The sequence below is a fragment of the Vulcanithermus mediatlanticus genome (assembly GCF_055385885.1).
Genome location: NZ_AP042385.1, coordinates 1,913,044 through 1,931,405 on the forward strand (window position 1 = coordinate 1,913,044; position 18,362 = coordinate 1,931,405).

13 protein-coding genes are annotated in these 18,362 nt (G+C 65.7%); 9 read left to right on the top strand and 4 right to left on the bottom strand.

All coding sequences use genetic code 11. The features are described from left to right. Window positions 1-6: 6 nt before the first annotated feature. From ACZ5BT_RS10930 to ACZ5BT_RS10940, 3 genes are read right to left on the bottom strand one after another with little or no spacing between them, the layout of a single operon-like run. Window positions 7-1,194, bottom strand: a complete 1,188-nt coding sequence (locus ACZ5BT_RS10930) for a glycosyltransferase family 4 protein (RefSeq protein ID WP_464884619.1) — start codon at window positions 1,192-1,194, stop codon at window positions 7-9. 6 nt (window positions 1,195-1,200) lie between these two features. Then, complete coding sequence (locus ACZ5BT_RS10935; protein ID WP_464884620.1) at window positions 1,201-2,271, bottom strand: glycosyltransferase family 4 protein; 1,071 nt, start codon at window positions 2,269-2,271, stop codon at window positions 1,201-1,203. Next, a complete protein-coding gene (locus tag ACZ5BT_RS10940) occupies window positions 2,268-3,437 on the bottom strand; it encodes a lipid-A-disaccharide synthase-related protein (RefSeq protein WP_464884621.1) in 1,170 nt (389 codons plus the stop codon). Before ACZ5BT_RS10940 ends, ACZ5BT_RS10935 begins: the two co-directional genes overlap by 4 nt. A gap of 30 nt (window positions 3,438-3,467) precedes the next feature. On the opposite strand from ACZ5BT_RS10940, the gene mfd reads away from it, so the two are divergent. The 5 genes from mfd to gatA are packed head-to-tail and all read left to right on the top strand — an operon-like array spanning window position 3,468 to window position 11,634. Continuing rightward, window positions 3,468-6,410, top strand: a complete 2,943-nt coding sequence (gene mfd, locus ACZ5BT_RS10945) for a transcription-repair coupling factor (RefSeq protein ID WP_464884622.1) — start codon at window positions 3,468-3,470, stop codon at window positions 6,408-6,410. An 18-nt stretch (window positions 6,411-6,428) separates the two neighbouring features. Next, window positions 6,429-8,894 carry a CBS domain-containing protein gene (locus tag ACZ5BT_RS10950; RefSeq protein WP_464884623.1) on the top strand — a complete coding sequence of 822 codons (2,466 nt, stop codon included), beginning with the start codon at window positions 6,429-6,431 and terminating at the stop codon, window positions 8,892-8,894. Then, window positions 8,869-9,489 (top strand): site-2 protease family protein, encoded by a 621-nt coding sequence (locus ACZ5BT_RS10955; protein ID WP_464884624.1) that lies wholly within the window; start codon window positions 8,869-8,871, stop codon window positions 9,487-9,489. Before ACZ5BT_RS10950 ends, ACZ5BT_RS10955 begins: the two co-directional genes overlap by 26 nt. Window positions 9,490-9,501: 12 nt before the next feature. Continuing rightward, on the top strand, window positions 9,502-10,155 hold the full coding sequence (locus ACZ5BT_RS10960) for a site-2 protease family protein (RefSeq protein WP_464885824.1): 654 nt from the start codon (window positions 9,502-9,504) through the stop codon (window positions 10,153-10,155). Window positions 10,156-10,197: 42 nt separating this feature from the next. Then, window positions 10,198-11,634, top strand: coding sequence for an Asp-tRNA(Asn)/Glu-tRNA(Gln) amidotransferase subunit GatA (gatA, locus tag ACZ5BT_RS10965; protein ID WP_464884625.1), 1,437 nt, complete (start codon window positions 10,198-10,200; stop codon window positions 11,632-11,634). A 3-nt stretch (window positions 11,635-11,637) separates the two neighbouring features. Here gatA and ACZ5BT_RS10970 read toward each other — a convergent pair whose 3' ends face one another. Further along, entirely contained in the window at window positions 11,638-13,551 is a 1,914-nt protein-coding gene (locus ACZ5BT_RS10970; protein WP_464884626.1) for an acetate--CoA ligase, read from the bottom strand. A gap of 81 nt (window positions 13,552-13,632) precedes the next feature. Here ACZ5BT_RS10970 and ACZ5BT_RS10975 point away from each other — a divergent pair, with 81 nt between their 5' ends. The 4 genes from ACZ5BT_RS10975 to ppdK all read left to right on the top strand — a co-directional run bounded on the left by ACZ5BT_RS10975 (window position 13,633) and on the right by ppdK (window position 18,339). Beyond that, window positions 13,633-14,388, top strand: coding sequence for a metal ABC transporter ATP-binding protein (locus ACZ5BT_RS10975; RefSeq protein ID WP_464884627.1), 756 nt, complete (start codon window positions 13,633-13,635; stop codon window positions 14,386-14,388). Next, window positions 14,381-15,181, top strand: a complete 801-nt coding sequence (locus ACZ5BT_RS10980; RefSeq protein ID WP_464884628.1) for a metal ABC transporter permease — start codon at window positions 14,381-14,383, stop codon at window positions 15,179-15,181. Before ACZ5BT_RS10975 ends, ACZ5BT_RS10980 begins: the two co-directional genes overlap by 8 nt. A gap of 35 nt (window positions 15,182-15,216) precedes the next feature. After that, on the top strand, window positions 15,217-15,657 hold the full coding sequence (locus ACZ5BT_RS10985) for an RrF2 family transcriptional regulator (protein WP_464884629.1): 441 nt from the start codon (window positions 15,217-15,219) through the stop codon (window positions 15,655-15,657). Window positions 15,658-15,720: 63 nt separating this feature from the next. Continuing rightward, window positions 15,721-18,339, top strand: a complete 2,619-nt coding sequence (gene ppdK / locus ACZ5BT_RS10990) for a pyruvate, phosphate dikinase (RefSeq protein WP_464884630.1) — start codon at window positions 15,721-15,723, stop codon at window positions 18,337-18,339. Window positions 18,340-18,362 lie beyond the last annotated feature (23 nt).

Genomic DNA, 18,362 nt, shown 5'->3' on the forward strand with positions numbered 1-18,362 from the left:
GGTCACTTAATTTTCCCTTGGGAGCGAGGGGAAACTGAGCAGGAGCTTTTGCGGCTCGGCTCTGAGAATTTCTTCAGCCTCCTCGTAGGCCGCGACCATATCCTCTGCGATGCGGGTGGCGCTTCTTTGCAGGGCGAACCGACGGGCGGCCTCGGCCATGCGCCGGCGCCGGGATTCGTCGCTTAAAAGCAGGGCCGCTTTGTCGGCGAGATTCTTGGCGTCGCCCGGAGGGGCGAGATAGCCGCTACGACCGTGGCTGACGCTTTCAAGCGTTCCCTCAGCGCCAACGGCCACGACCGGAACCCCCATGGCCTGGGCTTCCCAAAGGACGAGCCCCTGGGTTTCGGTTTCGCTGGCGAACAAAAAGAGCTCCGCCTGGCGGTAATAACCGCCGATGTGATCGTAGGGGACGGCACCCACGAAGGTGACCCGATCGGAAAGATCGAGCTGGGCGATCAGCGACCTGAGGGATTCCTCCTCGGGGCCTTCCCCGACGATCACCCAGTGGACGTCGAAGCGCTTGGCAACTTCGGCGAAGGCCCTGACCGCGACGTCGAGGTTTTTTTCCTTTCCCAGCCGGCTCACCGTGAGCAACCGGCGGCGGCCCGGGGGCCAGGGGGATGGGTCCGGGCGAGGAGCGCTTTGCAACAGCTCGGTGTCGATGCCGGTGGGGATAACCCGTATAGGTCGCTCGATGGCGTACGATTCCACCAAGGCCTTCACGGGGTGGGTCGGGGTCACCACCAGTTCGACCCGGTTGTAGTAGGCGCGCACCAGGCGCGGGATCAGGTGGGTATAACGGTCGAGAAAGGCGAGGCCCGGGACGTAGTGGGCATATTTCTCGTAGTGGGTGTGAAAGGTGGAGACGTGGGGCACGTGCCATTTTTGGGCCAGCTGGAGCGCCCAAAACCCCATGGTGAGCGGAGCATGGGAGTGGATGATTTCGAAGGTCTTGGGCAGCGCTTTGGTGCTGGGCAGGCCCAGGCGGTAGTCCTCGAAGAAAGGGTAGGGGACGCTCTTGACCCGCACGATCCCCTCCTCCGAACCGCTGGCTTCGGGCCAGGCCGGGGCGATGACCCAGGCGTCGTGTCCCATCCGCCTCAGTTCCCGCCAAAGGAGGTATACGCTGGTAGAGACGCCGTTCTTGCTCGGGAAGTAGACGTCGGTGAAGAGGCCGATCCTAAACAGGCGCATTCTCTCTCACTTTACCTCATGCAAAACCTTTGCCAGCGCCATGACACTTTGTCTGAGGTCATGGTTCTGCTCTGCCCGAAGCCGACCCCGCATCCCCATCGATTTGGCGAGCGATGGGGATGTGATCAGGGCGCGCACAGCTTTGGCCAGGTGATGTGGCCTCGGTGCCACGAGCAAGCCTTCTTCGGCGGTAAGTACTTCGGCTTGAGGCGGGAAGTTGCTTGCGATCACTGGGAGGCCTGAAGCCATGCCCTCGAGGATCACGAGACCTGGATTGTCGCCGAGCGTGGGAAAGATCACGGCATCGGCGGCTTGATAGAGCTGGGCGATGTCGGTTCTGTGCCCCAAAAAGCGAACGTTCGTGATGCCAGACCGCTGAACATAGCGTTCGAGGAGGCGCCGTGCATCCCCACTTCCCACCAGGAGAAAATCGGCCTCGGGAACGAGCCTCGCGGTCTGCACGATAGCCCATTGGTTCTTTTCGAGCGTGAATCGCGAGGGGTTGATGAGGGTAAAGCGCGTCAGACCAAATTTTTCTCTCAGGTGCGCCCGGCGTGAGTCTTCGGCTGGATGGAAACGATCGAGGTCGACCCCCAGCGGAATGGCCGTTGCGCGAACCCGGAAGTGTTGCCAAAGGTGCCGAGCCGCCCACCGTGTGCCCACGAGAACGCCGTCTGCTTTTCGGAGGTGTCGGGCTTTTGTCGCGGCATAAATGCTCCGGAAGACCCGTCGCAGACCGAGTGGGTAATTGTATTCGAGCTGATCGTGGACGAAAACCCACCAGGGTCGTTTTAACCTCCCCACCAGGTTTTGATAGGTTTGGGGAAACCACGCTTGGAGAATACGGAGGTCTGCGCTTTGGGTGCTCGCTGCCGGTTCGGATAGGTGATGGTAGGGGCGGACGCCCACCGAATGTGCCTCGAGGTGTTCGATGAGGGGCCTCAAGCTTTCGTGGGCAGGTAAATGGAGCGTGACCTCAAATCCGAGCTCGGCGAGCATTGGTAAGGTATCCCGCAGCCAGATCTCGCTCCCTGCGATCCTGGGGGCGTCGGTGATGAAGGCCACTGACTGGGTCAAAGTGCCTCCTTGAGCTCACACGCGATCCGTGGCAGCGCCCCTTTGGGCCAAAGCCTTTCCCTGGCGGCAGAGCTTGCCCGCTTTCGGGCCTCGCCCGGCTTTACAAGGCGTTGCGCTGCTTCGGCAATGCTTTCAGGATCTGCTGCGACGAGATGGAGCGCATCTCCGAGCAGCCGTTTCTGTCGTTCGGCAAACGCGCGGGTGTACTGCGGGCCCGGCGTGGGAAAGCCCACGACGGGGATCCCGAGACCCGCCGCCTGTTCGTTCGCGGTTCCTGCGGTTCCGATGGCCACGCGCGCGACGTGCAGGATCGCGGAAAACGCGCCTTTTTCAAGGCGAACCGATACTTTCCCGTTCGTCGCCAGGGCTTGGCCGTGGCTTTTGATGTGGAGCGAAAAGCCTGGCGGGAGCATGACCTTTTCCCACGGCAGCGCCCAGGCGACCACGGCCTCGAATTCGGGGAGGAGGGATGCCGCCTGGATCATGATGGGGAGGCTGAAGCTGGCATCCGCCCGCGTTCCCGGGAGCAGGGCGATGACCGGTTTTGAGCAGTCAAGAGGTCGCTCCGGAGGGCCCAGCATATCCATGGCGAAGCTACCATAGAACACCGCCTGGGCAATTCCAAGATTTTGCGCCCTCGATTCGGTGAGGCGGTCGCGGACGTAGACTTTCCTGGCGCTTCGTTGCAACCAGCGCTCGAACCACAGGAAATCCTCGGCCCCGAGTTCGTTGAGATGCCGGAGCCGGTCCAGCCAGTGTCTTCCTTTCAGATAGTGGGCCGAGATCAAGGGCTGGAGGTGGAAGAGCGGTTTGTGACCGCGAGCGCTCGCGAGCCAGCCGAGAAACAGAGCGTAGGCGTCCCCAACGGCCAGGACAGCTTTCACACGGCTGCGCACCTGCTGCACGGCCCGGATCTGCCTGGGAACGATGGTGAGGAGACCGGCCTTGAGGTCGTCGATCAGATTCTTCGCGCTGGCAAAGGGAAAGCCGCCCGAGGGGGGTGCCCAGCGTGGCTCGAGGAGCTCGACTTGGGCCAGACCCTCATAAGGGCTGCCTTTGCCCATCACCGGGAGCGCGAGGGTGGGATGATTCACCAAAGCGGCGACCCGGGCCGCGATGGCGTCTTCGGCGTGGCCGTTGGAGACGACGAGAAGCACAAAGGCCATTCTATAGAATGGGCTGTGGCAGTGGAGCGCATGTTGATAGACGAAAAGCGCCGATTCTACCCAGGCTTGCCCCAGGTGGCCCGGGCCTGGCACTTTGCCCGGCAGCGAGCGCCGGCGCTCTTGCTCGTACCCGAGTTCCAGCTCGGGCTCTACCAGGGGCTGTCGGCGTTCGGCGCCGGCGCCGTTTTTTCGCCGGACCTCGAGGCCATTGACAGCGGCAGGCACGTTGTTTTGGCCTTCGAATCGGCGCTCAGACCGGTGCCGGTGGTCCCGGGAGGGGCAAGGGCGGTCTTCGAGGTCGGCGCCAGCTACCCCCGCGAGGACCTGCTTGAGGACCTCAGGCGGCTGGGGTACGAACGCGAGGGCGAGGTCAGGGTCCTCGGCGAGGTCGTCGAGATCGGTGAGGCCCGGCTTGAATTCTTCGGCGACGTTATCGAACGTATCGTCGTTGGGGGAAAGCCCGAATCGCGTTGGGTGCTTCGGGCGAGGGCGGAGGTTTTGGAAAACGTCCCCACCGTGCCCTTCCTCGAGGTTTTTCAAGGGCCGGTGTTCCTGGATCAACCCTCGCTTCTTCCCCCCGAGGTGGAATCGGCGCTGGAGGGGCGGGACGTTTTCGCTTACGGCGCCATTCGGGGGGGAGCGAAAACGAGCCTGCCGGTCGAGCCCTTGGCCGCTTACCGGGGCCAGGTCTCGCGGTTTGTCCGCGACCTTCGGGGGTGGTTGGATCAAGGCCTCAAGGTTGTTTTCTTCTACAAACACGACCGGGCCAGGGACTACCTGCTTCGCACCCACCTCCAGGCGTTTCCCACCCGGGTCAGCGAGGTCGTGGTCGAGTTCGAAGGTCTTCTATTGGTTCCGGGCCCCTTCGAGGGTGGCTTTGTTGACCGAGAAGCGGGCATCGTCTACCTGACAGAGGCATTGCTCTACGGATTTGCCGGCGCCAGCTCGGTGCGCCGGGGCTGGATCCGGGGCGAGGGGATCAGCGATCCCGACCTGCTCTCGGAGGGGGACTATCTGATCCACCCCGAGCACGGCATCGGACGCTTTCTCGGCCTTGAGACCCGCGAGGTCCTGGGCGTGAAGCGGGACTACCTGGTTCTGAAATACCGCGATGAGGGCAAGCTCTACGTTCCGGTCGAGGACCTCCCCTTTCTCAGGCGACACCCGGCGACCTCCGACGAGCCGCCGGAACTCTCCTCGCTCGCGAAAAAGGACTGGAAGCGAACCAAGGAGCGTGCCCGCCGCTCGGCGGAGGCGCTGGCCCAGCGGCTGGTGGTGCTCTACGCCAAGCGTCAAGCCCAAAAGGGGCACAGCTACCCACCGCTTGCCGAGTGGGATCCGCTGATCGAGGCGAACTTCCCCTACGAACTCACCGCTGACCAAAAGCAGGCCCTCGAGGACGTCATGCGCGACCTGGAAGCGCCGAGGCCGATGGACCGCCTGATTTCGGGGGACGTGGGGTTTGGCAAGACCGAAGTGGCGCTGAGGGCGGCCCATCGCGTGGTCGGGCACGGCCGCCAGGTCGTGTTCCTGGTTCCGACCACGCTCCTCGCCGAACAGCACTACCGCACCTTCCGGGACCGTTTCCGGGAACTTCCGGTGCGCGTCGAGATGCTCTCCCGCTTTACCCCGAGATCGGTCGTTGAGGCGGTGCTGGCAGGGCTGGCCCGGGGGACGGTGGATATCGTCATCGGCACTCACCGCTTGCTCGAGCCCGGGGTGAAGTTCAAGGATCTGGGGCTGTTGATCGTCGACGAGGAGCATCGTTTTGGCGTGGCGCAGAAAGAGCGCCTTCGCGAGCTCAAGGCCGGCGTGGACACGCTCTACCTTTCCGCGACCCCCATCCCCCGCACCCTTTATCAGGCGCTCGTGGGCCTCAAAGACATCAGCTCGATCCAAACCCCACCGCCGGGGCGGAAGCCCATTCGCACCGTGATCGCCCCCTTTGATCCCCTTTTGGTCCGCGAGGCCATCCTCTTCGAAATCGAGCGTGGAGGCAAGGTCTTTTACGTCCACGACCGGGTGGCCTCGATCGAAAAGCGCACCCGCTGGCTCTCGCGTCTGGTGCCCGAAGCCAGAATTGGGGTGGTGCACGGTCAGATGCCGGCGAGCGCGATCGAGGAGGTCATGCTCGAGTTCGAGCGCGGTGCCTTCGACGTGCTGGTCGCGACCACCATCGTTGAGTCCGGCCTTGACGTGCCCATGGCCGATACCATCGTGATCGAGCGCGCCGATCGCCTGGGGCTCGCTCAGCTCTACCAGCTCCGGGGACGGGTAGGTCGGCGCGAGCGGGAGGCCTGGGCCTACCTCTTCCATCCCGAAAGGCTGACCGAAAGCGCGGAGAAGCGGCTGGCGGCGATCGCCGACCTCTCCGACCTCGGGACCGGCCACCTGCTCGCCGAGCGCGATATGGAGATTCGCGGCGTGGGCAACCTGCTCGGGCCCGAGCAGCACGGGCACGTTCGAGCCGTCTCTTTGGAGGTCTATGCCGAGATGGTCGCCGAGGCGGTGCGGAAACTCCAGGGGACGCCGGAACCCAAGGCCCCGCACGCGACCATCGACCTCAAGGTGTCGGCCTACCTTCCGCCGGACTATATTTCCGACGAGATCGCCAGGAGTCGCGTTTATTCCCGGCTGGCCCGGGCCAAGCGGCTCGCCGAGCTGAGCCGGATCCGGCGAGCATTGATCGATGACTACGGCCCACTGCCGGAAGAAGCGGAGAACTTCTTGCGGCTCAGCCGTCTGCGCCTCCTGGCCGAGCGTCGCGGCGTGCGATCGATCACCGAGGACCTCACCCAGATCCAGATCGCGGTGGCCTCCTGGCCCTTTGACTACGATGCGCGCTCCCTCAAGGAGACGCCGTTTCCAGTGGAGGTCACGCGGTACCCGCCGGGATTCCGGGTATTGAAGAAAAGCCTGAGACCAACGGAAAAGCTCCACGTCGTGGAGCGGCTCCTGGAGCTCTTGGCTTAGGGTGCGGGGAGGCGTGCGGTGCGAGTCATTGTCGGCCATGAAAACCTCGACTTCGACGCTTTGGGCGCGATGGTGCTGGCGCGGCATTTGCACCCGGGGGCGGTGCTGGTCCAGGTCGGGGGCCTCGAGGGCCGGATCCGCGAAGCGGTCAATCTCTACGGCGATCACCTGGCGTTGATCCCCGCCAGCCAGGTCCCGCTGGAAAAGGTCGAGGAGGTGGTGGTGGTCGACACCCAAAGCCCGGGCCGGATCGGTCCCTTGGCCAAACTGATCGGGCGGGTGCCCTTTTTCGTCTACGACCACCATCCCCCTGAGGATGAGGCCATCCTGGCCGGGGGCGGCGTGATCCGTGTGGTGGGGGCGACCACCACCATCCTCGCCAAGCTGCTCGAGGACCGGGGCGTCGTGCTCCGGGCCTTCGAAGCCGAGCTGGCCTACGCCGGTCTGGTCGAGGATACCGGTGGGTTTACCTACGCCGGGACCACACCGGAGGACCTCGAGGCTGCCGCCTTCCTCATGCGTTCGGGGGCCGACCCGGCCCGGGTCCAAAGCTGGATCCGGGGGGCGCTCGACCCCCAGGCCAAGGAGGTCCTCGAGGAACTCTTGGAAACGGCTCAGGTGGTCGCGGCCGGGTCCCGACGGGTCGTGATCGCCGAGGCGCAAAAGGAGGGGTATGTCCCGGCGCTGGCACCGCTCGCACACACCGTGGCCGACCTTTTTGGCGCCGACGCGGTGATTTTGCTCCTGAGGCTCGGTCAGCAGCGGCTGGTGATCGCCCGCAGCCGGGGCGAGGTGGCCGTCGACCAGCTCTTGCGCCGGGTGCTGGGCCGCGGTGGCGGGCATCCCTGGGCGGCGTTCGCCCGGGTGGATATACCGCTGGAGGCGGTCCGGGAGCGACTCGTCGCCGCGCTGCCGGCGTTCGCCAGCGACGAGCCGAAGCTCGGCGAGGTGATGACCCGCGGCGTCGAAGGTCTTTCCGGCAACCCCACCGTGAGCGAGGCCCTGGTCGAGATGCGCAGGCGGGGCTTTGGTGGCATGCCCATCTTCGAGCGGAGCCGGGTGCTCGGGATGCTCAGGCGTCGCGATCTGGAGCGGGCGGAGCTGCTCGGCATGGGCGGGGCGCCGGCCAAGAGCTTCATGCAGCCGGCGGTGATCCTGCCCGCCGGCGCGCCGCTTTCCCAGGCCGAACGGGCGCTCAAGGAGGGGGCCGGTCGGGTTCTCGTCGAGGAAGGCGGACGGGTGGTAGGGATTTTTACCCGAACCGACCTCTACCAAAAGGCGATTCCCGAAGCCCCGGGGCTCGCCGAGCGCCTGGCCATGGCGCTTCCGGCTGGAGCTCGGAAGGCCATCGCCGCCATCGTCGAAGCGTTTCCCGGTGCGACCGTCTATCTGGTGGGCGGGGCGGTCCGGGATGCGTATCTGGGTGAGGTCGGCCCCGACGTGGATCTGGTCCTCGAGGGCGCCCACCCCAGCGAGGTCGCGGCCTCCCTCGTGGAGCGCTTCGGCGGGGAGTTCGAGGCCCACCCGGCCTTCGGGACCGCCCGGGTGAGGCTCGGGGGCGGTGCCGTGCTCGACCTCGCCCTTCCCCGCGAGGAAGCCTACGCGCACCCGGGGGCGCTCCCCAGTGTTCGGCCGAGCACGATGGAGCGCGACCTCCGGCGGCGGGATTTTACGGTCAACGCCATGGCTTTGCGCCTCCACCCACCGCCGGCGCAGCTCTTTGACCCTTACGGCGGCATCGAGGACCTCAAAAAGCGCGTTTTGCGGCCGCTCTCTCCGGTCTCCTTCGTTGAGGATCCAAGCCGGGTTCTGAGAGGTCTGCGCCTTGCCTCGCGGCTTGGGTTCCACCTCGCGGAAGAGGCCCTCGAACAGATCCCGGCCGCCCTGTCACCGGAGATCCTGTCGCGCACCTCGAAGAGCCGGTTGAAGGATGAACTCCTGGCGGCGCTTTCCGAACCCTCGCCGCTGAAAGCGCTGGAAGCGTACAGGCAGCACGGGGTGCTCACCCGTGTCTTCGAGCTCGAGGTCACCCCCGGGGTGTGGCAGGCCCTTTCGCGCCTTGAGTCGGGAAGGCCCGAATCACGCGCCGACCCCCAGGCCTACCTCTACCTCCTGGCTTCGGCCGCCAGCGACCCCAGGGCCTGGGCCCGCCGCTGGTTTTTCCCGAAGGCGATCGGCGAGGCGGGTGCGTTGCTCAAAGAGCCCCCGGCCGACCCGGAGGTGATCCGGCGCTTCGGCCCGGCGCTGGCCCAAGCCTTCCTGGCACGCTACCCGAAACGGAGCGAGTGGTTGCGAGGCGAGCGGCGAAAGCTTCGCGGACGCGACCTCCTGGCGTTGGGCATGACACCGGGACCCAAGGTGGGGGCGGTGCTGCGGGCGATCGACGAAGCCCGGCGCCGGGGCGAGGTGCGGACCTATGAAGAAGAACTCACGTTGGCGCGTAGACTGATAAAAGCTTATGGGACTGCTAAGCCTTCTTCCTAACCCCCTGGTGTTCCTGGTCGCCACCGCGGCGAGCGCCTTCGGGCTGGTTCTGCACAACCTGGCCCAAGCCTGGCTCGCCGACCGTTACGGTGATCGAACCCCGCGCACGTATGGGTTTTTGACCCTGGAGCCCAGGGTTCACTTCGACCCACTGGGCATTTTGCTGCTCGTGCTCCTGGGTTTTGGCTGGCCGCGTTTCGTTCCCTACCGGCTCTACGGTCGGCGCGAGGCGGCGGTGGCTCTGATGGGGCCGCTCGGGTTCTTGCTGGCCGCGTTTGCCTATCTACTGATCGCCGCCTTGCTGCCGAGCGCGCTCGGCCTGGGCCAGATCAGTTACGGGCTCCAGGTCGCGGCCCTGGTCATGGTCCGCCACGCCGCGGTCTACCTTTTCCCCATCCCACCCCTCGACGGGGCGCGGGTGGTGCACGCCCTCGGCGGCTACGAGGCGCGGCGCTTCCTTTCCCGGCTTGAGAGCTACGGTCCTATCGGTTTCTTGCTCGTTTTTTTGGTGCTCTCCTATACCGGCGTTTTGGGGGCGGTGGAGCAGGGGCTCTACGGTTTCCTCAACACCCTGCTGCGGATCATCGGTCTCTAGGGGAATGCGATGCTGATTGACCTTCTGCGAACGGACCCCCTGGTATTCGCGCTCATCGCGCTGGCGCTGGTGTTCGCCCTCGTCCTTCACGAGCTGGGACACGCCCTGGCCGCACTTTTTTTCGGCGACGACACCGCGCGCCGGATGGGGCGCTTGCGGCTCAATCCCCTCGCCCACCTCGATCCTCTGGGAACCCTGCTTTTACTCTTCGTCGGGTTCGGTTGGGCCAAGCCGGTCCCCATCAACCCCGCCCGGTTCCGACCCTACCGCTTGGGGCTTTTCGTGGTGTCGATGGCGGGGATCGTGATCAATCTCGCGCTCGCCGTGCTCGGGGCCCTCTTTTTGAAGGCGCTGTTTCAACTCGATCCGCGTGCGGTGGTCGCGGCCTTTTCTGGGGTGAGTTCGGGCGTGGGGGCCCTGGCGCTCGCCGCCTACTACTTCACGACGATTAATCTGGTGCTGGCGGTTTTCAATCTGCTGCCCATTCCGCCGCTCGACGGTTCGAAGATCCTCCAGTCGCTGCTTCCGCTTCGTTTTCACCCCTGGCTATGGGCACTCGAGCGCTATAGCTGGGTGAGCTTTTTGCTGATCCTCACCGTGTTCCGTCAGCCCATCCAGTGGATGTTGGTTTGGGCACAGAGCCAGTTTTTGGCCTTCTTCTTTTGAGCCGGCTTTGCCGGGGAACGCGGCTCGGTTAGGATGGGCGCGATGCATGCGGTCGAGATTGCGAAAGCGGTGAATGCGGGCCGGATGGACCCGGTGGAGTTCATCGGTGAGGTTTTGGAGCGGACCGGGTCTGTCGATTCACGCCTCAATGCCCTGATTACGTTGAACGAAGGCGCCCTCGAGGCCGCCCGGGCGCTGGCGCGGCGGCTGAAGGCGGGCGAGACGCTGCCGCTCGCCGGCGTGCCCCTGGCGGTGAAGGACAACCTGGTGACCGCCGGGCTCCGAACCACTGCGGGTTCGAAGATTTTGCAAAGCTTCGTCCCTCCCTACACCGCGACCGCGGTCCGCCGCCTCCAGGCGGCCGGGGCGATCGTGGTGGGCAAGGCCAACCTCGACGAGTTCGCCATGGGCTCCTCAACCGAGCACTCGGCCTTTGGTCCCACCCGGAATCCCTGGGACCCATCGCGGGTGCCGGGTGGATCCTCGGGGGGGTCGGCCGCGATCGTGGCGGCGGGGCTCGTACCCGTGGCCCTGGGCTCGGATACCGGGGGGAGCATCCGGCAGCCCGCGGCCTTCACCGGGGTGCTCGGATTCAAGCCGACCTACGGTCGGGTCTCGCGCTACGGCCTGATCGCTTTCGCCTCGAGCCTCGACGCCGTAGGTCCCTTTGCCCGCAGCACGCGCGATCTGGCCCGGGTGATGGACCTCATGGCCGGCTACGATCCCCACGATCACACCACGCTTGAGGTGAAAAACCGCTTCCAGGAAGCGCTGGCGTGGCCCGTTTCCGGGATGCGCATTGGAATCGTTCGCGAGAGCGTAGGTCCCGGCAACGATCGCGGTGTGGCCGAGGCGCTTCTGGCCTTCACGGCCGAGCTTGAGCGGCTGGGCGCCCGGGTGGTCGAGGTTAGCCTGCCTTCGCTCGAATACGCCCTGGCCGCGTATTACCTGGTCGCCACCAGCGAGGCCAGCGCCAACCTGGCTCGATACGATGGCACCCTTTTTACCGAGCGGGCGGAAGCCGGCACCCTGACCGAGATGATGATGCGGACCCGGGCCCGGATGCTCGGCCTGGAGGTCAAACGCCGCATCTTCATGGGTACGTTTGCCCTTTCCTCCGGCTATTACGACGCATACTACGCGAGGGCGCTCAAGGCCCGTCGCCGGATCGCTCGCGATTTCGAGGCCGCCTTCGAGCAAGCCGATGTCCTCGTCACCCCGACCACTCCGACCCCGGCCTTTCGATTGGGTGAGAAGCTCGAAGACCCCCTGGCCATGTACCTGAGCGACATCAACACCGTGGCGGTGAACCTGGCCGGGCTGCCGGCCCTCAGCGTGCCGGCGGGTTTTGTCGACGGACTTCCGGTCGGGGTTCAGCTGATCGCGCCGGCGCTGGCGGACGAGCGCCTCTTTTCGCTGGCCATGGCCTACGAAAAGGCCACCGACGCCGAGTATCTCCGGGTGGCGCCGGTGGCCTGAGCTTCATGCGGGGTCGTGTTTTTGCGCCCGGTAGGCGCTTTGGATCTCGGTCACCGACCCCTGTTCCTCGATGGTGCTCATATCGCCGGGGTCTTGCTCGGTCACGATGGCCCTGAGAACCCGGCGCATGATCTTCCCGGAACGGGTCTTGGGGAGGCTTTTGACGAAGAAGAGATCACCGATCACGGCGACCGGACCCAGCTCGCGCCGGACGGTTTGGAGCAGCTCGCCCTTGAGCGCTTCGCTGGGCTCGTGGCCCGGTTTGAGCACCACAAAGGCGGCGATGACCTCACCCCGGATGGGGTCCGGCCGGCCGGTGACCCCCGCTTCGGCCACGGCAGGGTGCTTGAGGAAGGCGTTTTCAACCTCGATGGTGCCGATGCGGTGCGCCGCCACCTTGATCACTTCGTCGGCCCGACCGGCGAAGTGAACGTAGCCGTCTTCGTCGATCATGGCTGCATCGCCGGTGAAGTAGAGTCGCTTTCCGGGAATGCGGTTCCAGTAGGTCTCGTGGTAGCGCTCAGGCTCGCCCCAGAGCGTCGGGGTGAGGTGGGGGAATGGGCGTTTGATGACCAGGATCCCCTTTTTGCCTGGGGGAAGTTCGTTGCCATCGGCATCAACCACCGCCACGTCGATGCCGGCGAGGGGCAGGCCGGCGGCGCCGGGCCGGATCGGCAGCGTGGCCACGCCGTAAGGGTTGGCGATCACCGGGCCGCCGGTTTCCGTCTGCCACCAGTGATCGAGGACCGGCACCTCGTCCCGGAAAACCTCCCCTTGCAGCCAGGCCCAGGCCGGCGGGTTCAGAACTTCTCCAGCGGAGAACACCCGGCGAACCGAGGAAAGGTCGAACCCGCGGGCCGCCTCGGTGCCGTGCTTCATCAGCATCCGGATCAGTGTGGGCGAGGTGAAGACCCCGCTCACCCGGTAGCGTTCGATGACCTTCCAGAACACATCGGGACCGGGGTGATCGTAGGCGCCCTCGTAGGCGATGGTGGTGGCCCCGATGAGGAGGGGGGCGTAGACGATGTAGGAATGGCCGACGATCCAGCCGATGTCCGAGGTGGCCCACCACACGTCCTCGGGGCGGAGGTCGTAGATCCAGCGGGCGGCGGCCTGGATGCCCACCGCGTAGCCGCCGTGGGTGTGGACCACGAGCTTGGGGCGGCCGGTGGTCCCCGAAGTGGCCAGGATGAACGCCGGCTCGTTGGCCTCCATCGGTTGGGCATCCCCCGAGGGGCCGGCCTGGGCCAGAAACTCATCCCAGGTCATGTCGCGCGGGCCTCGGTTGGCCGCGGTTTTCTTTTCCCGGGTGACGACGACCACACGCTCCACCAGGTCTTCGAGGCCCTCGAGGGCCTCGTCCACGATCGGCTTGAGGGGAACGGGCTGGCCGCGACGATAGGTGACGTCGGCGGTGAAAACGTATTTGGAGCCGCTGGCCTTGATGCGGGCGTGCAGCGCCCCGGTCCCGAAGCCGGCGAAGACGACCGAGTGGATGGCGCCGATCCGGGTTGCTGCCAGCATGAGGATGATGGCCTCCGGGATCGGGGGCATGTAAAGCGTGATGCGGTCGCCCTTTTTCACCCCCAGACCCCTGAGCGCACTGCTGGCGGTGCTCACCAGGTCGAGCAGCCGGGCATAGGTAAAGGTTCGCTCTTCTCCGGCCTCGTTGAGAAAAACCAACGCCGCCCGGCCGCCCTGGCCCCGACGGACGTGCCGGTCCAGGGCGTTCGCCGCCAGGTTGGTGATGCCGCCCTCGAACCAGGAAAAGCGCGGGCCTTCCCAGCGGAAGACCGTCTTCCAGGGGGCGAACCATTCCAGACCTTCGGCGGCCTGGGCCCAGAACGACTCCGGCTCGCGCGCAGCACGAGCCCGCCACGCTTTGACCTGGGGAAGAATGGGATCGTGTTCTTGCATGAACCTCCCTCCTTGCTGGTGCATTTTCATCATTGAACGGTTTTCGCGCCCGGTCAAGCGAAGATCGCCTATGCTGGGGCCGTGGAGCCTGCCATCGAGCTTCGGGAAGTGGAAGTCCGTTACGGGCGGTACGTGGCGCTCGACGAGGTGAGCCTTACCGTACCCGAGGGGGCGTTCGTTGCCGTGGTCGGCCCGAACGGGGCAGGGAAGAGCACACTTTTGCGGGTGGTCCTGGGCCTCATCCGCCCCCGCCGGGGCGGGGTCCGCCTGTTTGGCCGGCCGATCCAGGAGGTGCCCTCGCAATGGTTTGGTTTTGTTCCCCAGTTCAAAACCCTGGACCGTTCATTCCCGGCGCTCGGGATTGAGCTGGTGGTGAGCGGGCTGCGGCAGCGATGGCCGCTCCGGGTGACCGCGCACGAGCGCGAGCAGGCGCTGGCTGCCCTCAGTCCGGTCCAGGGGGCGCACCTCGCTGACCGCCCCCTGGCGGGGCTTTCGGGCGGTGAGCTCCAACGCCTCTACCTGGCCCGGGCCTTCGTTCGCCAGCCCAGGCTCCTTTTGCTCGACGAACCCGCAACCGGGATGGACGCCCTGGGTGAATCCGACATGTACCGGATGATCGAGGCTTTTCAAAGCCAGCACGGGGCGACGGTCATGATGATCACCCACGACTGGGACGCGGCCTATCACCACGCTACCCACGTACTGGTGTTGAACCGCCGGGTGATCGGTTTCGGCCCTCCATCGGTCGCCCTGAGCGAGCGCTGCCTGCGACGGGCCTTTGGCCATACCGGTCACGCCCATGGCGCCATCGTGGGTCGGAGGGGACGCGATGATTGAGGCGCTCTCGCTCCCCTTCATGCAGCGGGCGTTGCTCGCGGGCGTTCTGGTCGGGATCATGACCAGCTATCTTGGCGTGTTCGTGGTCCAGCGCCGGCTGAGCTTTTTGGGCTCGGGCTTGGCCCACGCGGCGCTTGGGGGTGTGGCGCTGGGGATCTTTTTGGGTCTTGAGCCGCTTGCAATCGCCGTCCCCTTTACGGTCATGATCGCGCTCGGAATCGGCTGGCTGCAAAGCCGGACCGCGATCGCCGGCGACACCGCCATCGGGGTGCTGTTTTCGCTCTCGGTGGCCCTGGGCGTCATTTTGCTGGCGCTGAAAGGGAGCTACACCTCGAGCGCGTTTACCTACCTCTTCGGGTCGGTGCTCGCCGTGGGACCGGCGGACATCGAGGCGGCGGCCATCCTCTTTATCCTGGTGTTCGCTTCGCTTTTGGTTTGGGGGCGATGGGCATACGCGACCTTCGATCGCGATCTGGCCATGGCCGATCGGGTGCGCGTTGAACGCGACGACCAGATCTTCTCCGTCCTGGTGGCCGCGGTGGTGGTGGTGGCGCTGAAAGTGGTGGGCTTGTTGCTGGTGGCGGCGGTGCTGGTGATCCCGGCGGCCAGCGCCAGGCTCCTGTCGAAGACGCTTTTTCAGATGACGGTCATCTCGGTCGCCTTCGGGGTGCTGGGTACGGTGGCCGGCATTTTGCTCGCCTACCAGCTGGATATCCCGAGTGGAGCCACGGTGATCGTCGTTGAAGGGGGGATCTTCGTGCTCGCCCTCCTGGCCGCCCGTTTGAAACCCTAGATTGCCTTGCGGGATTTACGGGTTAGAATAGAGCCATGTGGATTTCGACCCGGGCCCAGTACGGTTTGAGAGCACTGCTGGAGATCGGCGCCCGCGGGCCTGAGCCCGTACCCCTGAAGGAGGTGGCCGAGGCCCAGCACATCAGCCAGCACTACCTGGAACAGATCGCCTCCGCGTTGCGTCGGGGTGGGTTTATCCGCAGCGTTCGGGGGGCCAAGGGCGGCTACCGGCTGGCCAGGCCACCGGAGGAGATTACGGCGCTGGAGGTGGTGGAGGCCCTCGAGGGCAGCGTTTCTCCGGTGGGATGCCTCGACGAGCCCGGCGCTTGCTGGCAGGTGGGCTCCTGCGCCACCGAGGAGCTCTGGCGCCAGGTCGACATCGCGGTCCGCACCGTCCTCTCCAACACCACCCTGAAAGATCTCATCGAAAAACACCGCCTGCTCAAAGCGGCCACTGTGGAACAAACCCCGGCCTAGAGAGGAAAAGCGAACTATGCTGTGACTTGGGGAGTGGTGGATTATTCCCCAGGGGAGGAACTTATGCAGTACACGTTTCTTTTTGGGCAGGCTCGCGGTTTGGACCGGACGCTCTTAGGGGGCAAGGGGTTTGCCCTGGCCGAGATGACGGCGCTTGGATTCCCCGTGCCTCCTGGCCTGACGGTGACCACCGAGGCCTGCCGCGTGTATCTGGAGACAGGCGCGGTGCCGGAGGGGCTTTGGGACGAGGTGCGTGAGGGGATCGCCGCCCTCGAGCAGGCCACCGGGAAGCGCTTTGGCGGGCCGGGGATGCCGCTTTTGGTTTCGGTCCGTTCGGGGGCGCCGGTCAGCATGCCGGGGATGATGGACACCATCCTCAACCTCGGGTTGACGCGCGAGGGGGTCGCTGCGCTTTCCGAAGCCAGCCAGAGTCCACGGTTTGCCTGGGACAGCTATCGCCGCTTGATCCAAATGTACGGGGAGGTGGTGCTCGGCATTCCCGCCCAGCGCTTTTCCTCGATCCTCGATGCCGAGAAGGCCCGGCTCGGTATCGAGCGCGATGTGGATTTTTCCGCCGCCGACCTGGAAAGGCTCGCCGAACGTTTTCGCCTCGCGATCGAGGAAAGCGGCGCCAGCTTCCCCGAGGATCCCTGGGCCCAGCTCCAGGGTGCGATCCTCGCCGTCTTCAAAAGCTGGAACAATCCCCGGGCCCAGGCCTACCGCCGCCACTACCGGATTCCCGACCACCTCGGCACCGCGGTGAACGTTCAGGCGATGGTCTTCGGAAACCTCGGTGACGACTCGGGAACCGGGGTGGCCTTCACCCGTAACCCGGCCACCGGCGAGCGCAGGCTCTACGGGGAGTACCTGCGCAACGCCCAGGGCGAGGACGTGGTGGCGGGGGTGCGGACCCCGGAGTCGCTCGAGGTGCTGCGCGAAGAAAACCCCTCCCTCTATGCCGAGCTCGAGGCGGTGGCGGAAAAACTCGAGCGCCACTTCGGCGACATGCAGGACTTCGAGTTCACCGTCGAGCGCGGAAAGCTCTATTTGCTGCAGACCCGAAACGGCAAGCGGACCCCCGAGGCGGCGGTGCGGATCGCGGTGGAGATGGTCGAGGAGGGCCTGATCGACGAGCGCCAGGCGCTCTTGCGCGTCGACGCCGATACCTTGCCGGCCTTGCTCCGCGCCCGGATCGATCGCACCGATGGCAGGGCGCCGGTCGCCAGCGGGCTGCCGGCGAGCCCCGGGGCAGCGGTCGGTCGTGCCGTGCTCAGCCCCCAGGCGGCCCAGGAGTGGACCGGCCGCGGGTACGACGTCATCCTGGTCCGCACCGAGACCAGCCCCGAGGACGTCACCGGGATGTTCATCTCCAAGGGCATCCTCACCGCCCGCGGCGGTATGACCAGCCACGCCGCTGTGGTGGCCCGGGGCATGGGCGTGCCGGCGGTGGTGGGGGTACAGTCGCTCAGGATCGAGGCCTCGGCCAAGCGCTTTTTCCTGGGGGAATTTGAGCTGCGTGAGGGCGACGTGATCAGCATCGATGGTTCTTCCGGGCAGGTTTACGTTGGCGAGGTGTCCCTCGTCGAGGGCGGCGCCAGCGGTTACTTGGAGAAGCTGCTCACCTGGGCCGATCGTTACCGCAGCCTGGGGGTGCGTGCCAACGCCGATACCCCGGAGGATGCCCAGAAGGCCCGGGCGCTCGGCGCAGAGGGCATCGGGCTCGTTCGCACCGAGCACATGTTCTTCGACGAGGAAAAGCTCCGCTGGATGCGGGCGCTGATCCTTGCCGAAGACGAGGAAGAGGCCGAGGCCGCGCTCGAGAAGATCTTCGAATTCCAAAAGGAGGATTTCCTGGGCATCCTCAAGGCCATGGACGGGCTGCCGGTCACCATCCGGCTCTTGGACCCGCCGCTGCATGAATTCCTCCCGCCGCTGGTCGAGCTGGAGAAGAAGGCGGCCGCCGGCGCCCTCGAGCCCGGCGAGCGTCAGCTGCTGCGCAAGGTTCGCTTGCTCCACGAGATGAACCCCATGCTGGGCTTCCGGGGCATTCGCCTGCTCCTCATCCGGCCCGAGATCCTGAAGGTCCAGGTCGAAGCGCTGCTCAGCGCCACTCGGGAACTCCTCCAGGCTGGATACGACCCCCGACCCGAGCTCATGCTGCCCCTGATCGCCGACCGCAGGGAAGTGGAAGCGGCGCTCGAGGTGATCGAACCGCTCTTTGAGCGCTACGGCCTTCGGATTCCTTTCGGCACCATGATCGAAACCCCACGGGCGGCGCTCACCGCCGGTGAACTGGCGCCGCTGGTGGCCTTTTTCAGCTTCGGGACCAACGACCTCACCCAGCTCACCTTCGGCATTTCCCGCGACGACGCGGGCCAGTTCCTCCCGGACTATCTCGACCGGCGCATCTTGACCGATGACCCCACCGAGCGGCTGGATGCCGCCGGTGTCGGCCGGCTCATTGAAATCGCGGCCCGGGAAGGCCGGGCGGCGAGGGAAGGGCTCAAGCTCGGTGTTTGTGGCGAGCATGGGGGCGAGGCCTCGTCGGTGAAGTTCGTGGCCGGTCTGGGCTTTGATTATGTCTCCGCTTCGCCTTTCCGGGTGCTGACGGCCCGGCTGGCGGCGGCGCAGGCAGAACTAGAGAAAAAGGTCACAAACTCTGAGGCGTCCAAAATTTCCTGAATTCCTCCCAAGGAAAGTGGCGG